Source organism: Ralstonia mannitolilytica (assembly GCF_905397375.1).
Taxonomy (GTDB): Bacteria; Pseudomonadota; Gammaproteobacteria; order Burkholderiales; family Burkholderiaceae; genus Ralstonia; species Ralstonia mannitolilytica.
The window spans coordinates 40,580-66,456 of record NZ_CAJPVG010000015.1 but is presented as its reverse complement, the minus strand read 5'-3'; the positions used below and the strand labels follow the sequence as shown (position 1 = coordinate 66,456).

Below are 25,877 nucleotides of genomic sequence, written 5' to 3'. Positions count from 1 at the left end.
ATGGAACCGACAATGACGATAAAACCGACCGCAGCGATCGCCAAGCCTAAACGCTTACACGCTAGCGTGACGTTCCCCGTGGCCGCCTTACTTATCGCGTCGACAATCTTCGCAGCATTCGTGGCGCTGTATGGCAAGAACCCGTTCGAAGTCTTTGGGTTGATCTACCAAGGCGGCTTCGGGAGCGGGTTCGCATGGCAAGACACGCTGGCGCGCGCAGCCCCGTTGATTCTGACCGGCCTTGCTGTGGCCCTCCCGGCGCAAGCAGGCATGGTTGTGATCGGCGCGGAGGGTGCCTTGGCCCTGGGTGGACTTGCGGGCGCCGTGATCACGCTGCCGTTCGTGGGAGCGCCTTCCCTCCCGATGCAGATCGCCATGCTCTGCGCTGGCGCGATGGTCGGTGGCCTTTGGTTCGCGATCGTGGGTGCACTGCGCCAGTACCGCGGGCTGAACGAGACAATCTCCAGCCTGCTGCTGTCGTATATCGCCATCGCGATCTTCCATCACCTGACGGAAGGTCCGCTGCGCGATCCCGCTAGCTTAGACAAGCCTTCGACCCATCCGATTGACCCGAGCTACATGCTCCCTTCGATCCCTGGCATCGAGGTGCATGCTGGTCTGGCGATCAGTGTCGTGTTGGCGGTCTTGGCGTACTTCGTAATGCGTCACACGGTCTGGGGTTTCTCTCTGCGGGTCGTGGGCGGTAGCGCCAAGGTTGCAAAGCTGGTCGGCCTCTCGGTCAACCGATGGGTGATCGGGACAGCCGCGGTTGCGGGTGGCATGGCTGGTCTTGCTGGCGCGATCGAAGTCGCTGCGGTTCAAGGGACCGCCAACTCCTCGCTCATTGTCGGCTACGGCAATAGCGGGATTCTCGTTGCCTTCCTGGCTCGGCAGCACCCCCTTGCCATCATTCCCGTCGCTTGCTTGATCGGTGGCCTGCAGGCAAGCGGCAGCCTGTTGCAGCGCCGACTCGACTTGCCGGACGCCAGCATCTTGGTGTTTCAGGGGCTGATCTTCGTGTGCGTGCTGGTGGGCGACGCACTCCTGCAGAAACACAACGGGTCGAACCGGAGCTAACCATGGACGCGACTTCTATCGGCTGGGCCAGCTTGCCACTAGCCATCCTCGGCGGCGCGATCCGCGTCTCCACGCCCTTCATGTTTGTCAGCCTTGGCGAGTGCATTACGGAGAAATCCGGTCGCATCAATCTAGGCCTGGAGGGCAACCTCGTACTGGGTGCCATGGCAGGTTACGGCATCTCCTACTGGTCGGGATCGCCGTGGCTAGGCGTCTTTGCGGCGGGCATCGCGGGCATGCTGTTCGGGGCCCTGCATGGTGCGCTCTGCAGCATCAAGCGAGTCAACGATACCGCCATCGGCATCAGCCTCATGGTGTTGGGGACGGGTCTCGCTTTCTTCTTGGGCAAGCCACTCGTTGAACCCAAGGCGCCACCGTTGCCGTCCATTGATCTGGGCTTCTGGTCGAACATTCCGCAGGTGCGGGCAGCGCTGAACGTGAACGCCTTGTTCTTCGTCGGCATCTTCCTCGCCTTCGCCATCTACGTGTTCCTGAACCGCACAGGATGGGGGCTCATGCTTCGCACCGTTGGTGACAGCGAGGACGCCGCGAAAGCGCAGGGCTTTCCGATTCTGCGCACGCGAGTCTTCGCCACCATGGCAGGCGGTTTCCTGGCAGGCGTCGGCGGCAGCTTCTTGTCACTGTCGTACCCCGGCAGTTGGAGCGAAGGGCTCTCCAGTGGCCAAGGGATCATGGCCGTTGCTCTGGTGATCTTTGCACGCTGGCGCTCGCTGCGTGCACTCGGTGCATCACTGCTGTTCGGTGGCGCCGGTGCCATCGGCCCTGCACTGCAGGGCATGGGCATCACGGGTTACTACTACCTGTTCAACGCCGCCCCGTATGTGCTGACGCTGGCAATCATGATCGCGTCGACGTCGCGCTCCGCGCCCTTCGCAGATGCGCCTGGCGAACTGAGCTTGCATCGCTAGTTCGGTTCCCCAACCGCCAAAGGAATAGCAAGAGGAGATCAGCGTGAACGCGCTCAACTTACAAATATCCGGCATGACCAAGCGCTTTGGCCCTGTCACAGCGCTGGATCATGTTTCCCTGACTGTCGGCGCAGGTACCGTGCATGCCCTGCTCGGAGAGAACGGCGCAGGCAAAAGTACGCTCGTCAAATGTCTTGTCGGCTTCTATCAGCCCGACGAGGGCTCGATCGTCATCGACGGTGAGGTAAAGCAAATCACCTCGCCAAAGGATGCCGACAAGCTTGGCATCGGCATGGTGTACCAGCACTTCACCCTGGTTCCGTCGATGACCATCGCCGAGAACCTGGTGGCGAGTGCAGCCAAGTTGCCTGGGTTCATCAATTGGCGGCGGGAGCTTGAGCGCCTGACCGCCATCACGCAGACCCTGCCGTTCTCGATCGACTTGAACGTCCGCACGTCTCAGTTGTCGGCCGGTGAGCGGCAGAAGGCCGAACTCATCAAGCAGCTGTATCTCGGCCGGCGCCTGCTCATCCTCGATGAGCCGACGTCTGTGTTGACCCCGGGCGAGGCTGAGCAAGTCCTCGGATACGTCCGGCAGCTCACGACCTCAGGAAAGCTCAGTGCAATCCTGATCACCCACAAGTTCGATGAGGTTCGCCGCTATGCCGACGACGTCACGATCCTGCGCAAGGGCGCGGCAGTCAAGCAAGGAGCCGTCAAGGACCTGTCGAATCAGGAGCTCGCCGAGGCGATGGTCGGCACCACGCTGGCGCTCAAGACTGAGCGAAGCCCACGGCCAGCGTGCAAGGAGCACGCGGCTCTCGCAATCAAGGGCTTGACGGTCAAGGGCGACATCGGTCTCGACGCGGTCAAGGAACTGAACCTGTGCGTGAACGAAGGCGAGATCGTCGGTGTTGCAGGCGTATCGGGAAATGGCCAGATGGAAATGGTCGAAGCCCTGATGGGCCAGCGTAGTAGCGCTGGTGAGATCAGAGTGGACGGAACCCTCTTCCATGGATCGCGCAAGGAAATTGCCAAGCTGGGCGTCTATGGTCTACCGCAAGAGCCGCTGAAGAACGCGTGCGTTCCCCGCATGTCGCTGGCGGAAAACCTTGCGCTGCGCAACTTCGATCGCCGTCCACTGCGCAAAGGCGTCCTCCTCGATCGCAAGGCGCTGAAGGAACAGGCCGAACGCTTGGTCAAGCAGTTCAAGGTCAAGGCGGGCGGTCTCGACGTGCGGGTCAACACGCTGTCGGGCGGCAATGTGCAGCGTGCGGTGCTGGGACGAGAGCTGACACAGGACGTGCGTGTGCTGATCGCATCGAATCCCACGTTCGGCCTGGACTTCCTCGCGTGCGAAGAAACACACAATCGAATCCTTGAAGCACGCAACGCCGGGGCTGCCGTCCTGCTGGTTTCCGAAGACCTGGATGAATTGCTCCAACTTGTCGATCGCATCGTCGTCATGAGTCAGGGCCGCATCGTCTACGAGGTTCCCGCTGTGGCGGCGGAGATCCACATCATCGGCAAGTACATGGCCGGCGAATCCACCCCATTTGATACAGAGAAAGAAGGACCATCACTATGAATCGCCAAACAATTGAACTTGAGACCGTCGGCCACTTCATCGGCGGCAAGCACGTCTGCCCGGTTTCCGCACAATCCGCCCCGGTCTTCAATCCTGCAACGGGCGCAATCTCGGCTCAAGTGCTGACGGGCGGCAAGACAGAAGTGGACCTGGCTGTGGCTGCCGCGCACGCTGCCGCTCCGGCATGGGCCGAAACCTCGCCGCTCAAGCGCTCGCGCGTGCTGTTCAAGTTCAAGGAGCTGCTCGACCAGCACCAAGATGCCCTAGCCGCTGCCATCACGCGCGAACACGGCAAGGTTTTCTCCGATGCCAAGGGCGAAGTCACGCGCGGTATCGAGGTGGTGGAATTCGCCTGCGGCATTCCGAACCTGCTCAAGACCGAGTTCACCGACAACATCGGTGGCGGCATCGATAACTGGAACTTGCGCCAGCCGCTGGGCGTGGTGGCCGGCATCACGCCGTTCAACTTCCCGGTGATGGTGCCGATGTGGATGTTCCCCGTAGCACTGGCCTGCGGCAACGCCTTCATCTTGAAGCCGTCCGAGCGCGACCCGAGCCCGAGCTTGATGATTGCCGACCTGCTCAAGCAAGCCGGCCTGCCGGATGGCGTGTTCAACGTCGTGCAGGGTGGCAAGGATGCCGTCGATGCACTGCTGGAGCATCCGGATGTGCAAGCCATCTCGTTTGTCGGCAGCACGCCCATCGCCGAGTACATCTACGCAGAAGGCACCAAGCGCGGCAAGCGCGTGCAGGCCCTGGGCGGCGCGAAGAACCACTTGGTGGTTATGCCCGATGCGGATCTCGACCAAGCCGTCGACGCGCTGATCGGTGCCGGCTACGGCTCGGCTGGCGAGCGTTGCATGGCGATCTCGGTGGCCGTGGCCGTGGGTGATGTGGCTGACAAGCTCGTCCCGCGCCTCGCTGAGCGTGCCAAGGCTCTCAAGATCGGCAACGGCATGAACTCGGCCAGCGAAATGGGGCCGCTGGTGACAGCAGCACACAAGGCCAAGGTGGAAGGCTACGTCGCCAAGGGCGTGGAGGAAGGCGCGCAGCTGGTGGTGGATGGCCGCGGCCATACTGTCGACGACCACGCCGAGGGTTTCTTCACCGGCGGCACGCTGTTCGACCACGTCACGCCCGACATGACGATCTACAAGGAAGAGATCTTCGGCCCGGTCCTCTCCGTGGTGCGCGTGCATGACCTTGCTGAGGCGGTGAACCTGATCAACGCGCATGAGTTTGGCAACGGTGTGGCCTGCTACACCACGGATGGCGGCGTTGCACGCGCGTTTGCACGTCAGATCCAGGTGGGCATGGTTGGTATCAACGTGCCGATTCCGGTACCGATGGCGTGGCATAGCTTTGGCGGCTGGAAGCGCTCGCTGTTCGGTGATCACCACGCCTACGGCGAAGAGGGTGTGCGTTTCTACACGCGTTACAAGAGCGTGATGCAACGCTGGCCGGATTCGATTGCCAAGGGCGCCGAGTTCACCATGCCGATAGCCAAGTAATGGACTGAGGTAGTGCTCCACTGGAGCCGGCTAAGGGGGCGGCGCGTTGCTCCATGTAAGGCTATCGCCGACGTTTCCAACGATGCGTTGCCCCAAAAAGAACCATTCCGAGATTTCTGTGTATTGGACGGACATCCGATCAAAGCCATCCGTGATCTCTCCTGCAACAATGAAGTTTGCGAACGCAGAGTTTGCACGGACGGCGCACTCGCACAGCGTGAACAAATCGCCATCGCCTGTTGGCACGGACAGGCGCGATATCTCGGGAGCTTCGAACCGCGCTGAATCCCTGATATCGCCAAAGACTAAGTGGACGACGTCTCCCCCACCAAACGTCAGCTTCGCGCCTGTGAGCGGGTCTCCATCTGGCGGCAGTACGTCAACCAGGAATTCGTACTTTTTGGAAAAGTCGAGAGCATCGGCCATTGATGGGGAGGTGATGACAAGTTGCTAGTCCTGCTTCCGATAGTAGGCCAGGCGGTCATACCTACTGTCACCGCAACGCGCCACACATGCGGCGCGACCTCGCGTCGTGCAATTGTTCCGCCAAATTTACGGCTCCACAGCGCCACGGACTCGAAAGGAGGAATGCTACATAAGTGCTACAACCCACCGAGCAAACCGACCAACCCATTGAAACAAGAGAAAATTTCCACCACCGTGCGTCCAGCCATCATCGGAGCGACGGACAGTCGGCGCGGGTTCAACTCAGGGCGTTCAGCAGTCACAACAAGATCAGCGTTTCAACTCAGGCGCGCAGTTTACCGGTTCTAGTCCGACAGCCCCAACAAGGGATGCGCCTCGCGCCGCCACGGCGAGACGAAGAACGCCGCGACTTCGTCGTCGCGCACGCTGTCGATGCTGGCGTGCTTCCACTTGGGCGAGTGGTCCTTGTCGACGGCCAACGCGCGGATGCCTTCCACGCCATCGCCTTCGGCAAACACGTGAGTCATCATGTCGAGCTCGCGGCGCAGTTCGTCGGCCAGCGTGGTATGGCGGCCCCGGCGGATCAACTCCAGTGTCACGGCCATCATCAGCGGCGAGCGCTTGGCCATGTGGGCGGCCGTCTTCGCAGCCCATTCAGCATCGGGGCTGGCGGCCAGCGCGGCCAGGATGGCTTTGACGGTGCCCTGGCTGAAACACGTGTCGATCGCTTCGCGATGGGGCACGATGACCGCGTGGGCGACGTCCGCCTCGGTGGCGACGTCGGTAAAACACGCTGCGACCTCGCCTGCGCTCGTCCAGTTGCCGTCGCGCAGGCGCTGCACGACGCTCGCAAGCGTCCCGGCCGGCACGTGGCAGTCGGCCAAGCCGACCGACAGCGCATCCGACGCCTGGATCACCTGCCCCGTCACGCCCAGGTATTCGCCCACGCTGCCCGGCACGCGCGCCAGGAACCATCCGCCGCCCACGTCAGGGAACAGCCCGATGTTGGTTTCCGGCATGGCCATCTTCGTTCGCTCGGTGACCACGCGCAGCGAGGCCCCCTGCGAGATGCCCATGCCGCCGCCCATCACCACGCCGTCCATCAGCGCGATATAGGGCTTGGCATAGCGGAAGATGAGGTGGTTGAGGCGGTATTCCTCGGTAAAGAAGGTGACGAGTTGGGGGTCGCCGGCCGTGGCGGCGCGGTGGAAGAAGCGGATGTCACCCCCGGCGCACAGCGCCTTGCCGCCCTCGCCGCGCAGGATGACGGCATGGACTTCGGGATCATGCTGCCAGGCCAGCAGCGCGTGCGACATCGCGCGGATCATCTCCAGCGACAGCGCATTGAGCGCCTGCGGCCGGTTCAGCGTCAGCCAGCCGATGCCGCCGCGGACTTCGGCGATCACGTTCGGTTGCACATCGGACTGGGGCGCCTGGGAAACGGTGGATTCCATGTCTCTCGTGTTCTGTTTTGGGAATAACGGGACGCACTGTACACGAGCATGCCCGATTGCGAGGGAACGCTCTAACGGCCCCTCTTTTCCGACGAATCTGTTGGGCGTATACCTGCCGGTTGGAGACAACACACATCACAACAATCCCATGAACCCTGCCAATGGCGCCCCCGGCGCGTCCGGTTTCGACCCCGGCCTGATCCTGCTGGCGTTTGCCCCCGCCTTTCTGCTGACCATCGGCGCGGAGGCGTGGTATTGGCGCAAGCGCGATCCGTCCGTCTACAGCCTCAAGGACACCGTTTCAAACGCCAGCCTCGCGCTCATGCACCAGGCGTCTGACGCGTTTTTCCTGTGGCTGATGATCAAGACGGTGTATGTGTGGACCTACAGCCATGGCCTGCGCGCCGTGCCCGAGACGTGGTGGTCGTTCGTGCTGCTTCTGCTGCTGCAGGATTTCCTGTACTACTTCTTCCACCGCGCGAGCCACCGCGTGCGATGGATGTGGGCCTCGCACGTGACGCACCACTCGTCGGAAGGGATGAACTTCTCGACGGCATTCCGCCAGAGCCTGACGTATCCGATTTCAGGCATGTGGCTGTTCTGGATTCCGCTCGCATGGATCGGCTTCACGCCCGATTGGGTGATCCTCGCCGTGGGGCTGAACCTGGCGTTCCAGTTCTTCGTGCATACACGGCTGGGCGCCCTTGATTCGCGCTACGCCGGCTTCTGGCGCCGACTGGGGCAGTACGTCAATACGCCGTCGGTGCATCGCGTGCACCACGCCAAAAACCCGCAGTACATCGACCGCAACTACGCCGGCGTGCTGACGATCTGGGACCGCATGTTCGGCAGCTTCGTCCCAGAGGAAGAGCCGCCCGCCTTCGGCATTACCCGACAGGTCCATACGCACAACCCGATCACCCTGACCTTTCACGAGTGGCGCGACATGTGGGCCGATGTGTTCCGCGACCGGGACATCCGCTACCTGTGGAAGCCGCCCGAGTGGCGCAGCCCGCGCAGCCAGCCCACGGCGATATTGCCGACCGCCGATTCGCATTCCTAGCGCAATAAAAAACGCCCCGGGCTCCGGGGCGTTTTTCTTGCCAGATCGACTGACGATCAGGCCGCTTCTTCGCGCGCAGCACGCTTGCGCTCATGCTCCTTCAGGTGGCGCTTGCGCAGGCGGATGCTCTTCGGCGTGATCTCGACCAGCTCGTCGTCGGCGATGAATTCGACCGCGTATTCCAGTGACATCTGGATCGGTGGCACCAGGCGCACGGCTTCGTCAGTGCCAGAGGCGCGCACGTTGGTCAGCTGCTTGCCCTTGATCGGGTTGACGACGAGGTCGTTGTCGCGGCTGTGGATACCGATGATCATGCCTTCGTACAACGCGTCGCCGGGCGACACGAACATGCGGCCGCGGTCCTGCAGCTTCCACAGTGCGTACGCCACCGCAGCACCGTCGTCCTGCGAGATCAGCACACCGTTGTGGCGCTCGCCGACGCCGCCTTCGCGGACCGGTGCGTACTCGTCAAAGATGTGGCTCATCAGGCCGGTGCCGCGCGTAAGCGTCAGGAATTCGCCCTGGAACCCGATCAGGCCGCGTGCCGGAATGCGGTATTCCAGGCGCGTGCGGCCCTTGCCGTCGGATTCCATGTTCAGCATTTCGCCCTTGCGTCGACCGAGCTCTTCCATCACGCCGCCCTGGTGCGCGTCTTCGACGTCCACGGTCAGCAGCTCGAACGGCTCGCACTTCACACCGTCGATTTCCTTGAACACCACGCGCGGGCGCGACACGGCAAGCTCGTAGCCCTCGCGACGCATGTTTTCCAGCAGGATGGTCAGGTGCAGTTCGCCACGGCCGGACACTTCGAAGACCGTGTCGTCGCCCGTCTCCTTCACGCGCAGCGCGACGTTGGACTTGAGTTCGCGCTCCAGACGATCGCGCAACTGGCGGCTCGTCACGAACTTGCCTTCGCGGCCGGCCAGCGGCGAGGTGTTCACGCAGAAATTCATCGTGAGGGTCGGCTCGTCTACCTTCAGCATCGGCAGCGCGTCCGGTGCTTCGGGTGCGCACACCGTGCAGCCGATCCCGATGTCTTCAATGCCGTTGATCAGCACGATGTCGCCGGCTTCGGCTTCAGGCACGATCTCGCGCTCCAGGCCACGGAACTTCAGCACCTGGTTGATGCGGCCCTTGATCGGCGCACCTTCCGGGCCGAACTTGACCACCACATCCTGCAGCGGGCGCACGCGGCCGCGCGTGATGCGGCCCACGCCGATCTTGCCGACATAGCTCGAATAATCGAGCGAGATGATCTGCAGCTGGAACGGGCCGTTCGGATCGTCGTCGCGCTGCGGCACCTTCTCGAGGATGGTCTCGAACAGCGGCTTCATGTCGCCGCTGCGCACGTCTTCGGTCAGGCCGGCATAGCCGTTCAGGCCCGAGGCGTACACGACCGGGAAGTCGAGCTGGTCGTCGTTCGCGCCGAGCTTGTCGAACAGGTCGAAGGTCTGGTTGATGACCCACTCCGGACGCGCGCCCGGGCGGTCGACCTTGTTGATCACGACGATCGGCTTCAGGCCCAGGGCCAGGGCCTTGCGCGTCACGAAACGCGTCTGCGGCATCGGCCCCTCCACGGCGTCGACCAGCAGCAGCACGCCATCGACCATCGACAGCACGCGCTCGACCTCGCCACCGAAGTCCGCGTGGCCCGGGGTGTCGACGATGTTGATGTGCGTGCCGTTGTACTCGACCGCGCAGTTCTTGGCCAGGATCGTGATGCCGCGCTCTTTTTCGATGTCGTTGGAGTCCATCACGCGCTCGGCGATCTGCTCGTTCTCGCGGAACGTACCGGACTGGCGGAGGAGCTGGTCGACCAGCGTGGTTTTGCCGTGGTCAACGTGGGCAATGATGGCGATGTTGCGAAGCGCGCGCATGGGATGTGAACTCGAAAAGACGTGGCGCGAGCCCGGAAATTCGCTCGCGGAATAACCTGACATTCTAGCATGCTGCAATGCGCAAGACGTGACACCCCCTGATGAATCTATGAGCCGATGTTGCTCGAGAGACGTTTCGCTCACTTATTATTTCCAAAACTGAAATCGCACATTCAGTACCTTGCTGTTTGCTGCATCGATTCGTATATTTGTCCCGACAATGATTGCACATACATAAGATGTCCGAACAGACAAGCCGCACCACCGAAACCCCTGCCGCTGGAGCCCTGTTCCGCGTGGAGGACTACCGCATGTGCGAAAGCGTGGGCTACCTCGTCGGGCGTGCCAAGACGGCACTCTCCATGGCGATCGAACAGGAAGTCGCGCAGATGGACGTCACGCACTCGCAGGCCAGCTGCCTGGTGCTGCTAGCCAACGGGCGCTGCCAGACGGCCACCGATCTGGGCCGCGAACTGAACACCGACATCGGCTCGCTCACCCGCATGCTCAGCCGCATGGAAAAGCGCGGCCTGATCGAGCGCGTGCGCAGCGAGTCCGACCGCCGCGTGGTTCACCTGGAAGTGACCGAGGCAGGGCGTGAGCTGGCCGACCGCATGCCGGCCATCTATACGCATGTGTTGAACCGGTTCTTTGCCGGATTCACGCAGGGCGACGTGGACACGCTGCGCACGCTGCTCAAGCGCATCCTCGATAACGGCGCCGGCGCCGAAGGCAGCCGCTCGCGCGCCAGCCAACACTGACGTCTGGAATCCGGATGCCCACGTTTTCGTCTCTCCCGATCGCTTGACCTATCAACCAACATGAACGCCTCGACCTCCGCCACCCAGGCACCTCCGCTCCCAGGCCGTCGGCCTGCGTGCAGCATGGCTGTGGCGCTTTCCGCCATCGCAGTGGCCGTGCTGGCCGGCTGCGCCAATCTCGGCAATTCGCACAGCACGCAGACCCTGACCTCCCCCGGGCAACTGGCCAGCACCCGGACACTTCCGTCGCAGGGCGGCCAATGGCCGTCGGTGAACTGGGTGGACCAGTTCAATGACCCGCAACTGCGCGCGTTGGTGGACGAGGCGATCAAGGACAACCCGAACCTGCAAGTGGCCTTCGCCCGCGTGCACGCCTCGCGCGGCATGGCCGACGTGGTGCGCGGCAACCTGTACCCGAGCGTGGGCCTCGAGGCGGAATCCACGCGCCAGCGCCTGTCGGAGTACGACATGTTCGAAGGCACGCCGCTGGCCGGCCGCTGGTTCACGGAATCGAAGATCCAGCTCGGTGTGAGCTACGACCTCGACTTCTGGGGCAAGAACCGTTCCGCGCTGGAAGCCGCCCTGTCCGACGACAAAGCGATGGAGGCCGAAAGCCAGGCTGCGCGGCTGATGCTGTCCACCACCGTTGCGCGCACCTACGCCAAGCTGGCTGCGCTCTATGCACAGCGCGACGTGGCCGAACGCACCATCGCCCAGCGTAAGGACCTGACCTCGCTGGCCGGCCAGCGCCTGCGTGCGGGCCTCGATACACAGGTCGAAACGACGCAGGCCCGCGCCAACGTTGCAGCGGCGCAGACCGAACTCGAGCAGGTCGACGAACAGATCACGCTGGCGCGCAACCAGCTGGCCGCGCTCCTGGGCAAGGGCCCCGACCGCGGCCAGTCGATCACGCGCCCGACACTGCTGGCGCAACCCACGCCGCGGCTGCCGGACAACCTGACCATCGACCTCATCGGCCGCCGCCCGGATCTCGTGGCCGCGCGCTGGCGCGTCGAGGCGGCGTCCAAGGACATCGACGTGGCCAAGGCGGAGTTCCTGCCGGACATCAGCCTGACGGCGTTCCTCGGACTTGCATCCATCGCGCCCGAAAACCTGCTGCTCGGCGCGTCGCGTCAACTCGGCATCGGCCCGGCGCTGAAGCTGCCGATCTTCCAGGGCGGCAAGCTGCGCGCGAACCTGCGCGGCAAGTACGCCAGCTATGACGCGGCGGTCGCGAGCTACAACCAGACGCTGACCGAAGCCCTGCACGACACGGCCGACCAGATCACGGCGCTGCACAGCCTGGACTCGCAGATCGCCATCCAGCGCACGGCGCTCAGTGAGGCAGAACGTGCCTACAGCCTCGCACGCACGCGCTACAGCGCAGGCCTCGGCACGCAGCTGACCGTGCTCAACGCGGAGACGACCGTGCTGCAGCAGCGCAAGCTCGCGACCGACCTGCAGGCGCGCCGCCTGGACGCACAGATGGCCCTGATCAAGGCCCTGGGCGGCGGCTATACCGCCGAAGAACTGCCTGGCGCGAAGCGTGCACAGGCCACGTCGAACAGCTGACCCGGATTCCAGAACCCAACGTTCCAACGCATTCTTTCGAGCCAACATCATGAGTGACAACAAGCCCCAAGCCGCCCCGTCCGCTGCCCCCGCGCCGACGCCGGCGGCCGCCCCGAACGGCAATGGCAACGGAAAACGCAAGCGCATGCTGACCACGCTGGCCGCCGCACTGGTGGTGGCCGGTGTCGGCTACGGTCTCTACTGGGGCCTCTACGGCCGCTGGTTCGAGTCGACCGACGATGCGTACGTGCAAGGCAACGTGGTCCAAGTGACTCCGCAAGTGGCGGGCACCGTGGTGGCCATCCGCGCCGACGACACGCAACTCGTGACCGCCGGCCAGCCGCTGATCGAACTGGACCGCGCGGACGCACGCGTCGCCCTGGAGCAGGCCGAAGCCGCGCTTGCGCAGACGGTGCGCCAGGTGCGCACGCTGTATTCGAACACCAGCGCCTACACCGCCACGCTCGCCATGCGCGAAAGCGACCTCGCCAAGGCCAAGGATGACCTGGCACGCCGCAAGCAAATCGCCGGCACGGGCGCGGTCTCGCAAGAAGAGATCTCGCACGCGCAAACCGCCGTGCAGGCTGCGCAGGCTGCGCTCGAAGCCGCCAAGGAGCAGCTGCAGGGCAACCGCGTGCTGACCGAGCAGACCACGCTGGAGCGTCACCCGAACGTGCTGCAGGCCGCAGCCAAGGTGCGCGAGGCCTACCTCGCGTATGCGCGGACGAGCCTGCCCGCCTCGGTGACGGGCTATGTGGCCAAGCGCTCGGTGCAGGTCGGCCAGCGCGTCGCGCCGGGCACGCCGCTGATGGCGATCGTGCCGCTGGACCAGTTGTGGGTGGACGCGAACTTCAAGGAAGTGCAGGTGCGCCACATGCGCGTGGGCCAGCCGGTGGAACTGGTGGCCGACGTGTATGGCAGCAGCGTGACGTACCACGGCAAGGTGGTCGGCTTCTCGGCCGGCACGGGCTCGGCGTTCTCACTGCTGCCGGCACAGAACGCCACGGGCAACTGGATCAAGGTGGTGCAACGCCTGCCGGTGCGCGTGTCGCTCGATCCGAAGGAACTGAAAGAGCATCCGCTGCGCGTGGGCCTGTCGATGGAAGCCAAGGTCGATATCCACGACGAAGGCGGCCAGGCACTGGCTACCGCGGCGACGGCCTCTCCGCTGCAAACGACGGTGTACGACCAAGCCGGCAAGGAAGCCGACCAGGTCATCGCCAGCATCATCGCCGCCAACGCCGGCCGCGGCGCGGCAAGCACCGCACCGGCCGCCGCATCACGCACTTCGCAACCCGCACCCAAGGTCTGACGCATGGCAACCGCCGCGCCCAAGCCGCTACCGCCACTGACCGGCGCCAAACTGGCGATCGGTACGGTGGCGCTGTCACTGGCGACATTCATGAACGTGCTGGACTCGTCCATCGCCAACGTGTCGATCCCGGCCATCTCAGGCGACCTCGGCGTGGCTCCGAACCAGGGCACGTGGGTCATCACCTCGTTCGCGGTGGCCAACGCCATCTCGGTGCCGCTCACGGGGTGGCTGACGCAGCGTTTCGGGCAGGTGCGCCTGTTCGTCACGTCGATCATCCTGTTCGTACTGTCGTCGTGGGCGTGCGGTTTGGCGCCCAACATGGGCATGCTGATTGCCGCCCGGATCATCCAGGGCGCAGTGGCCGGCCCGATGATTCCGCTGTCGCAATCGCTGCTGCTGTCGACGTATCCGCCCGCGAAAAGCTCCATGGCGCTGGCGCTGTGGGGCATGACCACACTCGTTGCGCCAATCATGGGGCCGATCTTCGGCGGCTGGATCTCCGACAACATGACGTGGCCGTGGATCTTCTACATCAACATCCCCGTGGGGATTCTGGCCGCCTATGCGACCTGGGTCATCTACAAGGACCGCGAATCGCCCACGCGTTCCCTGCCGATCGACAAGATCGGTCTCGCGCTGCTCGTGCTGTGGGTGGGCTCGCTGCAACTGATGCTTGATCGCGGCAAAGAGCTGGACTGGTTCAACTCGACGGAGATCGTGCTGCTAACGGTCATCGCGGTCGTAGGCTTCGCGTTCTTCCTCGTCTGGGAGCTGACCGAAGATCATCCGGTGGTGGACCTGACGTTGTTCAAGGGCCGCAACTTCAGCGCCGGAGTGGTGGCGATCTCCGTGGCGTACGGGCTGTTCTTCGGCAACTTGGTGATCCTGCCGCTGTGGCTGCAGACCATCGTCGGCTACACCGCGACGGACGCGGGTCTGATCATGGCCCCGGTGGGCATCTTCGCCATCATCCTCTCGCCCGTGATCGGCAAGAACCTGCCGAAGATGGACGCCCGCTGGGTGGCAACCACCGCGTTCATGACCTTCGCGCTCGTGTTCTGGATGCGCTCGCACTTCACGACGCAGGTCGACACCTGGACGCTGATGATTCCGACGCTCATCCAGGGCGCGGCCATGGCGATGTTCTTCATCCCGCTCACGTCGATCATCCTCTCGGGCCTGCCACCCGAGCGGATTCCGGCTGCATCGGGCCTGTCGAACTTCGTGCGGATCATGTTTGGCGGTATCGGCGCGTCGGTCTCGACCACGGTGTGGGACAACCGGTCTGCCCTGCACCACGCGCAGCTGGTCGAACATGCGAATCCGTACAACCCTGCCTATGCTTCGTCGATCAACCAGTACACGCAACTGGGCATGCCGAACCTGCAGGCCAACGGCGTGATCGAGCGGGTGATCTCGCAACAGGCCGCGATGCTCGGCGCCAACGATATCTTCTGGATCTCGGCGGTGCTGTTCATCGTGCTGATCGTCTTCATCTGGCTGACGAAGCCGGCGAAGTCGGCGGGCGGGGCAGAGGCTGCGGCCGGGGCACACTGAGGCGGCCATCGCGTCAACAAAAAAGCCACGCAGCAACGCGTGGTTTTTTTGTCCGGATTCGCTCAGAGGTGCACCAGGCGTTCAGGGCGCAACACCCCGCCGCGCCACACCGCCACACCGAGCAGCGATGCAACCGCGCCATCGCGTACGCCATAGACGCGGACGTGATCGGCGTTCGGCAACGTCAAGTGCAAGGGCAGGCGCTGGCCATGCAGAAAACGGCGGCTCTGCTCAGCATCGAGTTCCAGGCGGGGCAGCGTTTGCAGCAACGCGTCCACCGGCGCCAACAAGGCGATGCGGGCGTCCTCCGTGGCAGCGTCCAGCGCTTCCAGCCTCACCGCACCGTCTAGCGTCAGCTCGCCTACCCGCGTACGGCGCAACGCAACGAGGTGCGCGCCGCAGCCCAGCGCCTCACCAATGTCTTCGCCGAGTGTGCGGATATAGGTGCCCTTGCTGCACGACACGCGCAAGGTGACCGTCGGCTCTGCGGCCTCCAGGTCCGTTGCGAGCACATCGATGGCATGAATCGTCACCCGGCGCGCGGCGCGGTCCACGGTCTGGCCGGCACGGGCGTATTCGTACAGCGGCTTACCGTCTTTCTTCAAGGCAGAGTGCATCGGCGGCACCTGGTCGATCTCACCGACAAAACCGGCGACGGCCGCCTGCAATTGCTCTGGCGTGACCGATACCGGGCGCTCACTCAGCACCTCGCCTTCCGCGTCAGCGGTGCTTGTCCTGATGCCGAGCCGCACGATGGTTTCATACGTCTTGTCGGCTTCGAGCAGATCCTGGGAAAACTTCGTCGCCTCGCCAAAGCACAGCGGTAGCAGGCCCGTGGCGAGCGGGTCCAGCGTTCCGGTATGCCCGGCCTTCTTGGCCCACAGCAGACGCTTGGCGCGCACGAGCGCATCGTTGCTCGACCAGCCGATCGGCTTGTCCAACAGGAGCACGCCATGCACGTCGCGGCGCGGCGGCTTCACCGGCTTGGGCGCGGGTTGCTCAGCCATCATCAGTCGTCTTTGGCTCGCGTGGCGTTGGCCTCGTCGATCAGGCGCGACATCTCGATCCCGCGCTCCACCGAGCCGTCAAAGTGGAAATGCAGCGTCGGCACCGTGTGGATGTGCAGACGCTTGAACAGCAGCGAGTGCAGATAACCGGCCTTCTCGTTCAGGATGGCGGCGGCGGCCTCGGGTTCGGCGCCCAGCACCGTGAAATAGACCTTGGCGTGCGCGTAGTCCGGCGTGAGCGTCACCGACTGCAGCGTCACCAGGCCCATCGCGGGGTTCTTGATTTCGCGCTGGATCAGTTCGGCCAGATCGCGCTGGATCTGGTCTGCGATGCGCACATTGCGGCCCGAGGCCGACCCGGATTTCTTCGGCATAGTGTGGTTCCTCACATGAGCGTGCCGGCATCATGGTCAGCCCGCCCCAAAAAACAAAACGGTGGCGCGGGACGCGCCCGGCCACCGTCGCAAATTCGTGCCGGACGCCATAGCGCCCGGCCACTGCATTACAGCGTACGCGCCACCTCGGTGATCTCGTAGATCTCGAGCTGATCGCCTTCCTTGACGTCGTTGAAGTTCTTGATCGACAGACCGCATTCAAAACCGGCCTTCACTTCCTTCACGTCGTCCTTGAAGCGCTTGAGCGAATCGAGCTCGCCCGAGAAGATGACCACGTTGTCGCGCAGCACACGCACCAGCGAGCTGCGCTTGACGATGCCATCGAGCACCATACAGCCGGCCACCGCACCGACCTTCGGCACATGGAAGACTTGGCGCACCTCGACGAGGCCCGTCGTTTCTTCCTTCTTCTCCGGCGAGAGCATGCCCGACATGGCCGCCTTCACCTCATCCACAGCGTCATAGATGATGTTGTAGTAGCGAATGTCGATGCCCTGATGCTCGGCCAGCTTGCGTGCACCCGCATCGGCGCGCGTGTTGAAGCCGATGATGACGGCCTTCGACGCGGTTGCCAGGTTGACGTCGGATTCGCTGATGCCGCCCACGCCGGCGTGCACGACCTGCACACGCACTTCGTCGGTCGACAGCTTCTGCAGCGAATGCACCAGTGCTTCCTGCGAACCCTGCACGTCGGCCTTGATGATCAGCGCAAGCGTCTTCACGTCGCCTTCGCTCATCTGCTCCAGCATGTTTTCCAGCTTGGCAGCCTGCTGGCGCGCCAGCTTCACGTCGCGGAACTTGCCCTGGCGGAACAGTGCGATTTCGCGTGCCTTGCGTTCGTCCGGCAGCACCAGCACTTCTTCGCCGGCACCCGGCACTTCCGACAGGCCCTGGATCTCCACCGGGATCGACGGACCGGCTTCCTTGGCCGGCTTGCCGTTCTCGTCAAGCATCGCACGCACGCGGCCATAGGCCGTGCCCGCCAATACGACGTCGCCCCGCTTGAGCGTGCCGCTCTGCACCAGCACGGTCGCGATCGGGCCCTTGCCCTTGTCGAGCTGGGCTTCGACCACCAGGCCCTTGGCCGGAGCATCCACCGGCGCCTTCAATTCCAGCACTTCGGCCTGCAGCAGCACGTTTTCCAGCAGGTCGTCGATGCCTTGGCCAGTCTTGGCCGACACCGCCACGAACGGCGAGTCACCGCCGTACTCTTCCGGAATCACGCTCTCGGCAACCAGTTCCTGCTTGACGCGGTCCGGGTTCGCTTCGGGCTTGTCCACCTTGGTGATCGCCACCACGATCGGCACGCCAGCGGCCTTCGCGTGGGAAATGGCTTCCTTCGTCTGAGGCATGACGCCGTCGTCGGCAGCCACGACCAGAATCACGATGTCGGTCGCCTTGGCACCGCGTGCACGCATGGCCGTGAAGGCCTCGTGACCCGGGGTGTCGAGGAAGGTGATGACGCCGCGCGGCGTTTCGACGTGGTACGCGCCGATATGCTGCGTGATGCCACCGGCTTCGCCCGCCGCCACCTTGGCGCGGCGGATGTAGTCGAGCAGCGAGGTCTTGCCGTGGTCGACGTGGCCCATCACGGTCACGACCGGCGGACGGGTCTGCGCCTCGGCATTCGTCTGCTCCTCAGCGCCCTCGATCAGCAGTGCTTCGGGGTCGTCCAGCTTGGCAGCAACCGCCTGATGGCCCATTTCCTCGACCACGATCATCGCGGTCTCCTGGTCCAGGACCTGGTTGATCGTGACCATCTGGCCGAGCTTCATCATCTGTTTGATGACCTCGGCGGCCTTCACCGACATCTTGTGCGCCAGATCGGCCACGGAGATGGTTTCCGGCACGTGCACTTCGCGCACCACCGGTTCCGTCGGCGCCTGGAAGGCGTTGCGATTGTCGTCGCCGTGACGGTTGCGGCCACCCTTGGAACCCGCACGCCAGCCGTCCACACCACCGCCGGTGTCGCCGCGCGTCTTCAGACCGCCGCGCTTGCCACCGCGGGAATCTTCCTGCCAACCCGACTTGCCGCGGCCACCCTTCTTGTCGCCGGACGGTGCGGCCGCAGGTGTAGATACCGGTGCAGCAGCCTTCTTGGCAGCGGGAGCGGTGCGCGCTTCGCCCGCCGGCTTAACCGGCTTGTGGAGCGTGCCCGATTGCTCGGCCTTCTTCGTTTCTTCGGCCTTGCGCTCGGCAGGCGTCTTCAGCACGCGCGCCGGCGCGTTCATCATTTCGCGGATGGCGCGCGCCTCGGCCTCGGCAGCTTCGCGGCGCTTGCGTGCAGCGTCCTCTTCAGCCTTGATCTTGTCGGCGGCCACGCGGGCCTCGTCGGCGGCCTTCTGCGCGGCTTCGCGCTCGCTCGCCAGACGTGCGGCGTCCTCCTCGGCCTTGCGGCGCGGGGCTTCGTCCGACGCTTCGGCTGCGGCGCGGGCGGCTGCAGCTTCTTCCTCCGCCTTCTTGGCGGCGAGTTCAGCCTGGCGCTTCTGCTCCGCTTCGGCAGCTTCCTGGCGCGCGCGACGCTCGGCCTCTTCGCGCTCCATCGCTTCCTGGCGCGCCTTGAGCTCGGCTTCCTGGCGGGCCAGCAACTCGGCCTGACGGCGTTGTTCTTCCTCGCGGCGCGCCATCTCTTCAGCATCGACCACCGGAGCAGCCGGTGCGGCTTCCGCGTCCGCGGCCGCCGAAGTCGGCTCATCACGCTTGACGAGCACGCGCTTCTTCTTGACTTCCACTTGCACGGTGCGCGTCTTGCCGGTGGCATCCGCCTGGCGGATCTCGCTGGTTTCGCGTTTCGTGATCGTGATCTTCTTGCGCGCGCCATCCTCGGCGCTGCCGTGTGCTCGCTTGAGATAGTCGAGCAGACGGGTCTTGTCCGATTCGGTGATGACGTCTTCCGGCGTCGCCTTTTGCACGCCCGCGGCCTGCAATTGTTCCAGCAGCGCCGAAGCGCTACGGTTCAATTCGCCAGCGAGTTGGGCAACTGTTGTGCTTGCCATTCAAACCCTTTCGATGCTTGGTTTCAGTGAGGATGCGATAGAACGATCAACGTTTATGCGGCTCACGAAAACCAGTGTTCACGCGCCTTCATGATCAGCGCCTTGGCCTGTTCTTCGTTGACGCCGGTCATTTCGACCAGTTCGTCTACGGCCAGCTCGGCCAAGTCGTCACGCGTCTGGATGTTCCCCTCGGCCAGCTTGCCGATCAGCTCCGGGGTCAGCCCCTCGAGGTCGCGCAGGTCTTGCGACACCTTCTCGACCTTTTCTTCCTTCGCCAGCTCCATCGTCAACAGCACGTCACGGGCGCGGTTGCGCAGCTCGTTGACGGTGTCTTCGTCGAACGCTTCGATTTCCAGCATTTCCTGCAGCGGCACGTAGGCAACTTCCTCGAGCGAGCTGAAGCCCTCTTCGATCAGGATGTCGGCCACTTCCTCGTCCACGTCGAGCTTGTCCATGAACAGCTTGCGGACCACGGAGCTTTCCTCGGCCTGCTTCTGTGCCGATTCGGCCGGCGTCATGATGTTGATCTGCCAGCCGGTCAGCTCGGACGCCAGGCGAACGTTCTGGCCACTGCGGCCAATGGCCACTGCGAGGTTTTCCTCGTCGACCACCACGTCCATGCTGTGCTTTTCTTCGTCAACGACGATGGACTGCACCTGCGCCGGCGCCAGCGCACCGATCACGAACTGCGCCGGGTCTTCCGACCACAGGACGATGTCCACAGCCTCGCCGCCGACTTCATTGCGCACAGCCGTCACGCGCGTACCGCGCACACCGACGCAGGTGCCGATCGGGTCGATGCGCTTGTCGTGCGCGACGACCGCGATTTTCGCACGCACGCCCGGGTCACGCGCAGCGGCCTTGATCTCGAGCAGGCCCTGTTCCATTTCAGGCACTTCGTTCTCGAAGAGCTTGATGAGGAACTCGGGGCACGTGCGCGAGAGCTCGATCTGAGGGCCGCGTGCGCTGCGGTCGACGTTCAGGATGTAGGCACGCACGCGGTCGCCGGTGCGCAGATTTTCCTTCGGGATCATCTGGTCGCGCGTCAGCAGCGCTTCGACGCGGCCGGATTCGACGATCAGGCCCTTCTTGTCGGCACGCTTGATGGTGCCGGTCATGATCTTCTCGCCGCGATCCAGGTAGTCGTTCAGGATCTGCTCGCGCTCCGCATCGCGGATGCGCTGCAGGATCACCTGCTTTGCCGCCTGGGCGCCAATGCGGCCGAACTCCACCGACTCGATCTGCTCTTCGATGAAGTCGTCGACATTGATATCCGGGTCCTGCTCCCGGGCTTCGAACAGCAGGATCTGCTTGTCCGGCTCCTGCAGCCCAGCATCGTCGGGAACGACGAGCCAGCGGCGGAAGGTTTCGTGTTCGCCCGACTCACGGTCGATCGCCACGCGCACATCCACGTCTTCTTCAAAGCGCTTCTTGGTCGCCGAAGCCAGTGCAGCTTCCAGCGCCCCGAACACCACATCCTTGTCGACGTTCTTTTCGCGCGCAAGCGCATCGACGAGCAACAGAACTTCGCGGCTCATTGCTTGTTCCCTTTGTTTCGATTTCCTTTGAAGTCCAGCACGGGCACGAGCCGGGCGCGGTCGAGTTCCGACAGCGTGAATTCCAGCAGCGCCGGGCCATCCTTGCCCTCGAATTCGAGGCCGATCCGTTCCTGGCCGGGCTCTCCCGTCGGAGCCTGAACGATTCCCGTGAAATTCTTCTGCCCACCCACCGGCAGGCGCAGCGTCACCTTGGCCTCGAGGCCTGCGAAACGCGTGAAGTCGGCCAGTGTGCGCAGCGGGCGGTCCAGCCCCGGCGAGGACACTTCGAGCCGCTCGTAGTTGACATTTTCAACTTCGAACACACGCGTGAGCTGATGGCTCACTTTTTCGCAATCTTCAATGACGATGCCGCGTTCCGCCTGATCGATATACACACGCAGCAACCCTGCCGGCGCGCGTTCCACTTCCACCAGTTCATAACCCATGGCGGCGAGGGTTTTCTCAATCAGATCAGTCAGATGCACGTTTTTCCTGAAGAATGTCCCGGTATTGCCAACCTGCCGAAGCAAAAAAAAATGGGCGCAACGCCCATATCATTCGCCCATCTTCTGCAGGATGACCTTTGATTAGACTCGCATTGTACTGCGTCTTGTGGCAAAACGCAAAAGTTGCCCACCATGGCTGCTCGGGCGGGCGCCGTGGCGAATTCCGCACACAACGCCCTTCAACGCCATCTCAGCGCTTGCCGCCACGTTTGCCGCCGCGAGCCTTGTTGCCGTTCGGCATGCCGCCGCCTTTTCCGCCCGGGCGCTTGTTGCCTGGCACGCGGTTTCCGTCTCGCATCGCCCCGCCTGGGCCGCGCCCGTCCGGGCGGCCGCCCATGCGGGTGCGCGCAGTCAGCGTGGTGGGGCCGCCCACGTTGATGTAGCCCATCGAGGTCTGCATCGGATCAGGCTGCCGGGGGCTGGACTGCCGGCGTTGCGGCGGCAGCGCGCGGTTGCCGTTCTCGATCCCGAGGCCGCGCGACTGGAAGTTCGCTTCGCCGGTGAAGCCGGAAGACATCGGCCCCATCAGCACGGGCGCCGGCTGGCGGCGACGATTGCCCTGGCGGTTCTGCTCACCGGAGCCGGCCGCGGGCACCTTCATGCCTAGCGTGCTCATCAGCGTACGCACGTCCTCGGCCGGCACCTCCTGCCAGCGTCCCCGCTTGAGGCCGCGCGGCAGCACGAAGCTGCCGTAGCGCGTGCGGATCAGCCGCGACACCGTCAGGTTGACCGCCTCGAACATGCGCCGCACTTCGCGGTTGCGGCCTTCGGTCAAGGCGACGTGATACCAGTGGTTGACACCCTCGCCGCCGCCGTCAACACAGCGCAGGAAGTTCGCTTCGCCGTCCTGCAGCTGGATGCCGTGAAGCAATTTCTGGCGGTCGGTTTCCGTCAGCTCACCAAGCGTGCGCACCGCGTATTCGCGCTCGACGCCGTACCGCGGGTGCATGAAACGGTTCGCAATATCGCCGGAGGTGGTGAAGATCAGCAGCCCTTCGGTGTTGAAATCCAGGCGACCAACGGCGACCCACTTGCCGGTCTTCATGCGCGGCAGCGCGTCGAACACGGTCGGACGGCCTTCCGGATCGGACTGGCTGACGATTTCGCCGGCCGGCTTGTGGTACAGCAGCACGCGCGGCGGCTTGTTGGGCAGCTTGCGCTGGATGAGCTTGCCGTTGACCCGCACCTGATCGGTCGGAAGGATACGCTGACCGATGTGCGCTGGAAGCCCGTTCACGGAAACACGGCCCTGCAGGATCAGGTCTTCCATGTCGCGGCGCGAGCCCAGGCCGGCATCCGCCAGGATCTTGTGCAGCTTGGGGGCGTCGTCCTCGGCGGTGAGCTCCCGGACCTTCGGCGGCTGCGGATTGCCGCCCGCGTCGGTCTCGGAGTCATACGCGCCCGAAATGACATACTGGAAGACATCCTCGGCGCCCTTGACACCCTTGGGGCCCTTGCCGCCGCGGTTCTGGTTCTGCGCTCCAGCCTTGCCCTGCGGCTTGCCGCTGCGGTTTTGCCCCTTGGCGCGGCCGCCCGCGTTCTTGCCAGCCGCGCCCTCGGTACGCTCGGCGCCTTGCTGGCCATCGTTCTGGCGACGGCGGTTCTTGCCGAAGCGGCCCCGCGGGCCCCTGCGCTCGTCCTGGCCCTCGGCTGACGCAGGCTCGGGCTGCGCAGCGCCCTCTGCTGCCGCCACCTCAGCGGGGGCTTCCTTGGGTTTCCGCGTGCGCGGCGCGCGGCTCTTGCGCGGCTGCGCCGACTGGTCGGCATCGGGCGCAGCGGCAGCATCCGCCCCCTCACCTTCCGGGCGGCTGTCCTGCTGCTGGCGTCGCGAAGCGACAAGGTTGCGCAGACCGCGGCGCAGTCCCTTGCGACGAGGCGCGGACGATTCGGCGCCGTCGCTGCCTTCTTGTCGGGGCGGCTGCGCGTCGGCGTCGGCCGGCATACGTGTATCCATGGAATCTGGCTCGGTGCTCACAACGTCTTTCAAATTTGGGGGTTCAGGCCACGCGCCGACTGAGCGGCTGGCGCGGCATTAAGAGTGTTCGTTGGCGGGGGCCGAAGGTGCCTCCGCCATTGCCTTGTGTTCGTCGACCGGCGTGTCTTCATCGACTTCCGGCTCAGGTTGCGCTGCGGCGTCGGCCGGCATGGCCACATGGGCGGCCTCCGCTTCTGCCTGCGCTTCGGGCACCGCTTCGGCGACGGCCTGTTCCGCCTCGGCCACGCCCGACGATTCGGCCGCCTCGATGGCCTCGACCGCCGGGCCCGCGTTGGCGGCGCCGTCATCCGGCGCCCCGTTGACGAGCGCCGTCAGCTCGTCCACTGCAGCCGCGCCGCCCGCGCCACCGTCGAACTCGATGGCGCCTTGCTCCAGCAGACTGGCTTGCGCCTGGGCACGCGCATCTTCGAGCGGCGGCAGCTCGTCGAGCGAACGCAGGCCCAGGTCGTCGAGGAATTGCTTGGTGGTTGCGTACAGCGCCGGACGGCCAGGCACGTCACGATGGCCGATCACCTCGATCCAGCCGCGGTCTTCGATCTGCTTGATGACCTGCGTGTTGACCGTCACGCCGCGGATATCTTCGATGTCCCCCCTGGTAACGGGCTGGCGGTAAGCGATGATCGCCAGCGTTTCCATCACTGCACGCGAATACTTGGGCGGCTTTTCCGGATGCAGGCGATCAAGGTACACGCGCATCTCGGGGCGGCTCTGCAGGCGCCAGCCGGAGGCCAGCGCAACGAGCTCCACACCGCGATTCAGCCAGTCCTGTCGCAGTTCTTCGAGAAGCACGCGGATCGTGTCTGCCGAGACGTCCTCGTCGAAGAGCTTGCGCAAGTCATTGACTCGCAACGGGTCCTGCGCGCAGATCAGCGCGGTCTCGAGGACGATCTTCGCCTCTTGGGTATTCATCGGGTTGAGCGGCTCGTCATTGCTCGCGCGCGGCCGGTTGCCGTCACGCTTGAGGTTTGTCGTCCCACCGCGAAGCACGCGGCATTTCTGAATGCTGTTGCCCACCCGGGCCCGGCGCGCGAGGGCCAATGACGCCATTGGGCCTTGCACCGAAACGCAGTGGCTGTGCCCGCAAAATAGGGCCGGAGGAGCGAGTTGATCCGGTGCCGGTCAGGCACCACAAGGGCAATTTCTTCCGCCGCCGCGAGGGGCGGATACTGCGCCGGGCGGCCGCCAACGAAGAATGGCGGCTTGCCCGAATCGACTGTCCAGGGCGGCCTCTCGCGGCCTTTGCGCTGGATGGCATCGCTGGGCGCCGCGCTTGGCATTGTTGATGTGCGCGGCTGGCGAGTCGAACTGTTGTCGATTGTAGGGCAATTTCGCGCGGCGCCGCAACCAGGAAGATCTTGAGCGCCCATCCCCTGCGCCGGATGGCGGTTGGCCCGTGCTTCAAACGGCTACAGCACAAGACAAAAGCCGTGTGAAGAAAGCATCTCGGGCAGCCACATCGCACGCGCAAGCCCCGCGAGGCCAAATGCGGCAATGGCGGCGGCGGCCAGGCGGCGCGCCCAGCGCCTGCGTGAGAACTCGCGTGCCCAGCCCGCCACGCCCGACATCAACAGCAGGTTGGGCAGTGTGCCGGCACCAAAGGCGAGCATGACGATCGCGCCCGACGCCGCGTTGCCAGCCAACAACGCTACAGCCAATGTGCCGTACACCATGCCGCAGGGCACGAGGCCCCATGCCAGGCCGGTGACGTAGCGCTGCACGAGCGGCGGTTGCCCGCGCAGCTTGGCACCCAAAGCTGCAGCCACGCCAGATACGCTGCCGGTCAGCCGGCCGAGCACGCGCTCGAGCCGCGAACTGCGCCACGCATCCCCGCCCGATCGCACAAGCAGCAGCAACCCGTAGGCAAGCAGCAATGCGCTGGCGAACGCAAACAGACCGCGCTGAATGGGCAGCCACTGCTGGCGCCAGACCGTTGCACCCATCGCTCCCATGGCCGCACCGAGCACGCCGTACATGGTCAATCGTCCGGCATGCATGACTGCCTGCTCAAACCACAGGCGGCGGCGCGAGACCACGCGCACCACCACGCCACGCTCTGCGGCCAGCGCGATACCACCGCACATCGCCACGCAATGCACGCCGCCCAGCAGCGCAATCAGGAAGACACTCGTGAGGACAGCCGCCGTCATTTTTCTGAGGTAATTTTGATATGGCGCAAGGTTGGTGTTTTACCGCGACAAATCCGCGGCAAATCGTGCGCTTTACGGAATGGGAGCTGCCCGATAACGGGGAGGCCGCCGCTATAATGGGCGCCAGTTGCGCCAAACGCATTACTCATCCCGACCTCCTGA

The 25,877-nt window shown here is 64.3% G+C and carries 20 protein-coding genes; 9 read left to right on the top strand and 11 right to left on the bottom strand.

The genetic code is table 11. The features are described from left to right. From KHN96_RS20765 to KHN96_RS20750, 4 genes are read left to right on the top strand one after another with little or no spacing between them, the layout of a single operon-like run. Positions 1–1,077: an ABC transporter permease gene (locus tag KHN96_RS20765; RefSeq protein WP_115043948.1), complete on the top strand. Its 1,077-nt coding sequence runs from the start codon at positions 1–3 to the stop codon at positions 1,075–1,077. A gap of 2 nt (positions 1,078–1,079) precedes the next feature. Next, positions 1,080–2,006 (top strand): ABC transporter permease, encoded by a 927-nt coding sequence (locus tag KHN96_RS20760; RefSeq protein ID WP_115043951.1) that lies wholly within the window; start codon positions 1,080–1,082, stop codon positions 2,004–2,006. A 43-nt stretch (positions 2,007–2,049) separates the two neighbouring features. Next, the gene (locus KHN96_RS20755; protein ID WP_244855915.1) at positions 2,050–3,594 is read left to right on the top strand and encodes an ABC transporter ATP-binding protein; all 1,545 of its coding nucleotides are present in this window, start codon (positions 2,050–2,052) and stop codon (positions 3,592–3,594) included. Continuing rightward, on the top strand, positions 3,591–5,105 hold the full coding sequence (locus KHN96_RS20750; protein WP_115043955.1) for a CoA-acylating methylmalonate-semialdehyde dehydrogenase: 1,515 nt from the start codon (positions 3,591–3,593) through the stop codon (positions 5,103–5,105). The genes KHN96_RS20755 and KHN96_RS20750 overlap by 4 nt, the downstream gene beginning before the upstream one ends. Positions 5,106–5,135: 30 nt before the next feature. Here KHN96_RS20750 and KHN96_RS20745 read toward each other — a convergent pair whose 3' ends face one another. After that, complete coding sequence (locus tag KHN96_RS20745) at positions 5,136–5,531, bottom strand: hypothetical protein (RefSeq protein ID WP_062737540.1); 396 nt, start codon at positions 5,529–5,531, stop codon at positions 5,136–5,138. A gap of 344 nt (positions 5,532–5,875) precedes the next feature. Next, positions 5,876–6,985: an enoyl-CoA hydratase/isomerase family protein gene (locus KHN96_RS20740; protein ID WP_115043957.1), complete on the bottom strand. Its 1,110-nt coding sequence runs from the start codon at positions 6,983–6,985 to the stop codon at positions 5,876–5,878. Positions 6,986–7,133: 148 nt separating this feature from the next. Here KHN96_RS20740 and KHN96_RS20735 point away from each other — a divergent pair, with 148 nt between their 5' ends. Continuing rightward, complete coding sequence (locus KHN96_RS20735; protein ID WP_062737538.1) at positions 7,134–8,048, top strand: sterol desaturase family protein; 915 nt, start codon at positions 7,134–7,136, stop codon at positions 8,046–8,048. A 56-nt stretch (positions 8,049–8,104) separates the two neighbouring features. Here KHN96_RS20735 and typA read toward each other — a convergent pair whose 3' ends face one another. Continuing rightward, positions 8,105–9,925: a translational GTPase TypA gene (typA, locus tag KHN96_RS20730; protein WP_045786658.1), complete on the bottom strand. Its 1,821-nt coding sequence runs from the start codon at positions 9,923–9,925 to the stop codon at positions 8,105–8,107. 311 nt (positions 9,926–10,236) lie between these two features. Here typA and KHN96_RS20725 point away from each other — a divergent pair, with 311 nt between their 5' ends. Genes KHN96_RS20725 through KHN96_RS20710 form a run of 4 tightly spaced genes read left to right on the top strand, consistent with a single transcriptional unit; the run spans position 10,237 to position 15,130 of the window. Next, positions 10,237–10,686: a MarR family winged helix-turn-helix transcriptional regulator gene (locus tag KHN96_RS20725; RefSeq protein WP_045787842.1), complete on the top strand. Its 450-nt coding sequence runs from the start codon at positions 10,237–10,239 to the stop codon at positions 10,684–10,686. Positions 10,687–10,746: 60 nt separating this feature from the next. Continuing rightward, complete coding sequence (locus KHN96_RS20720; protein ID WP_062737537.1) at positions 10,747–12,258, top strand: efflux transporter outer membrane subunit; 1,512 nt, start codon at positions 10,747–10,749, stop codon at positions 12,256–12,258. A gap of 49 nt (positions 12,259–12,307) precedes the next feature. After that, positions 12,308–13,570, top strand: a complete 1,263-nt coding sequence (locus tag KHN96_RS20715) for an HlyD/EmrA/EmrK family protein (protein ID WP_045786656.1) — start codon at positions 12,308–12,310, stop codon at positions 13,568–13,570. 3 nt (positions 13,571–13,573) lie between these two features. Next, entirely contained in the window at positions 13,574–15,130 is a 1,557-nt protein-coding gene (locus tag KHN96_RS20710) for a DHA2 family efflux MFS transporter permease subunit (RefSeq protein WP_045786655.1), read from the top strand. A 62-nt stretch (positions 15,131–15,192) separates the two neighbouring features. On the opposite strand, the gene truB is transcribed toward KHN96_RS20710, so the two are convergent. From truB to KHN96_RS20670, 8 genes are all read right to left on the bottom strand, one after another. Further along, positions 15,193–16,137, bottom strand: a complete 945-nt coding sequence (gene truB, locus KHN96_RS20705; protein WP_045787841.1) for a tRNA pseudouridine(55) synthase TruB — start codon at positions 16,135–16,137, stop codon at positions 15,193–15,195. Between the two features lie 2 nt (positions 16,138–16,139). Beyond that, entirely contained in the window at positions 16,140–16,511 is a 372-nt protein-coding gene (rbfA, locus tag KHN96_RS20700; RefSeq protein ID WP_045786654.1) for a 30S ribosome-binding factor RbfA, read from the bottom strand. A 128-nt stretch (positions 16,512–16,639) separates the two neighbouring features. Then, complete coding sequence (infB, locus tag KHN96_RS20695) at positions 16,640–19,528, bottom strand: translation initiation factor IF-2 (protein WP_062737536.1); 2,889 nt, start codon at positions 19,526–19,528, stop codon at positions 16,640–16,642. 62 nt (positions 19,529–19,590) lie between these two features. Beyond that, positions 19,591–21,066, bottom strand: a complete 1,476-nt coding sequence (nusA, locus tag KHN96_RS20690) for a transcription termination factor NusA (protein WP_045786652.1) — start codon at positions 21,064–21,066, stop codon at positions 19,591–19,593. After that, on the bottom strand, positions 21,063–21,551 hold the full coding sequence (rimP, locus tag KHN96_RS20685; protein ID WP_045786651.1) for a ribosome maturation factor RimP: 489 nt from the start codon (positions 21,549–21,551) through the stop codon (positions 21,063–21,065). The genes nusA and rimP overlap by 4 nt, the downstream gene beginning before the upstream one ends. 211 nt (positions 21,552–21,762) lie before the next feature. After that, positions 21,763–23,514, bottom strand: coding sequence for a pseudouridine synthase (locus KHN96_RS20680; RefSeq protein WP_045786650.1), 1,752 nt, complete (start codon positions 23,512–23,514; stop codon positions 21,763–21,765). A gap of 90 nt (positions 23,515–23,604) precedes the next feature. Next, positions 23,605–24,477, bottom strand: a complete 873-nt coding sequence (gene scpB / locus KHN96_RS20675; RefSeq protein WP_045787840.1) for an SMC-Scp complex subunit ScpB — start codon at positions 24,475–24,477, stop codon at positions 23,605–23,607. 497 nt (positions 24,478–24,974) lie between these two features. After that, positions 24,975–25,715, bottom strand: a complete 741-nt coding sequence (locus KHN96_RS20670; RefSeq protein WP_045786649.1) for a sulfite exporter TauE/SafE family protein — start codon at positions 25,713–25,715, stop codon at positions 24,975–24,977. Between the last annotated feature and the right edge of the window lie 162 nt (positions 25,716–25,877).

Coding starts and splice junctions, on each gene's coding strand:
- KHN96_RS20765 (WP_115043948.1), top strand. CDS start 1: ATGGAACCGACAATGACGATAAAACCGACCGCAGCGATCGCCAAGCCT.
- KHN96_RS20760 (WP_115043951.1), top strand. CDS start 1,080: ATGGACGCGACTTCTATCGGCTGGGCCAGCTTGCCACTAGCCATCCTC.
- KHN96_RS20750 (WP_115043955.1), top strand. CDS start 3,591: ATGAATCGCCAAACAATTGAACTTGAGACCGTCGGCCACTTCATCGGC.
- KHN96_RS20745 (WP_062737540.1), bottom strand. CDS start 5,531: ATGGCCGATGCTCTCGACTTTTCCAAAAAGTACGAATTCCTGGTTGAC.
- KHN96_RS20740 (WP_115043957.1), bottom strand. CDS start 6,985: ATGGAATCCACCGTTTCCCAGGCGCCCCAGTCCGATGTGCAACCGAAC.
- KHN96_RS20735 (WP_062737538.1), top strand. CDS start 7,134: ATGAACCCTGCCAATGGCGCCCCCGGCGCGTCCGGTTTCGACCCCGGC.
- typA (WP_045786658.1), bottom strand. CDS start 9,925: ATGCGCGCGCTTCGCAACATCGCCATCATTGCCCACGTTGACCACGGC.
- KHN96_RS20725 (WP_045787842.1), top strand. CDS start 10,237: ATGTGCGAAAGCGTGGGCTACCTCGTCGGGCGTGCCAAGACGGCACTC.
- KHN96_RS20720 (WP_062737537.1), top strand. CDS start 10,747: ATGAACGCCTCGACCTCCGCCACCCAGGCACCTCCGCTCCCAGGCCGT.
- KHN96_RS20715 (WP_045786656.1), top strand. CDS start 12,308: ATGAGTGACAACAAGCCCCAAGCCGCCCCGTCCGCTGCCCCCGCGCCG.
- KHN96_RS20710 (WP_045786655.1), top strand. CDS start 13,574: ATGGCAACCGCCGCGCCCAAGCCGCTACCGCCACTGACCGGCGCCAAA.
- truB (WP_045787841.1), bottom strand. CDS start 16,137: ATGGCTGAGCAACCCGCGCCCAAGCCGGTGAAGCCGCCGCGCCGCGAC.
- rbfA (WP_045786654.1), bottom strand. CDS start 16,511: ATGCCGAAGAAATCCGGGTCGGCCTCGGGCCGCAATGTGCGCATCGCA.
- infB (WP_062737536.1), bottom strand. CDS start 19,528: ATGGCAAGCACAACAGTTGCCCAACTCGCTGGCGAATTGAACCGTAGC.
- nusA (WP_045786652.1), bottom strand. CDS start 21,066: ATGAGCCGCGAAGTTCTGTTGCTCGTCGATGCGCTTGCGCGCGAAAAG.
- KHN96_RS20680 (WP_045786650.1), bottom strand. CDS start 23,514: ATGCCGGCCGACGCCGACGCGCAGCCGCCCCGACAAGAAGGCAGCGAC.
- scpB (WP_045787840.1), bottom strand. CDS start 24,477: ATGAATACCCAAGAGGCGAAGATCGTCCTCGAGACCGCGCTGATCTGC.
- KHN96_RS20670 (WP_045786649.1), bottom strand. CDS start 25,715: ATGACGGCGGCTGTCCTCACGAGTGTCTTCCTGATTGCGCTGCTGGGC.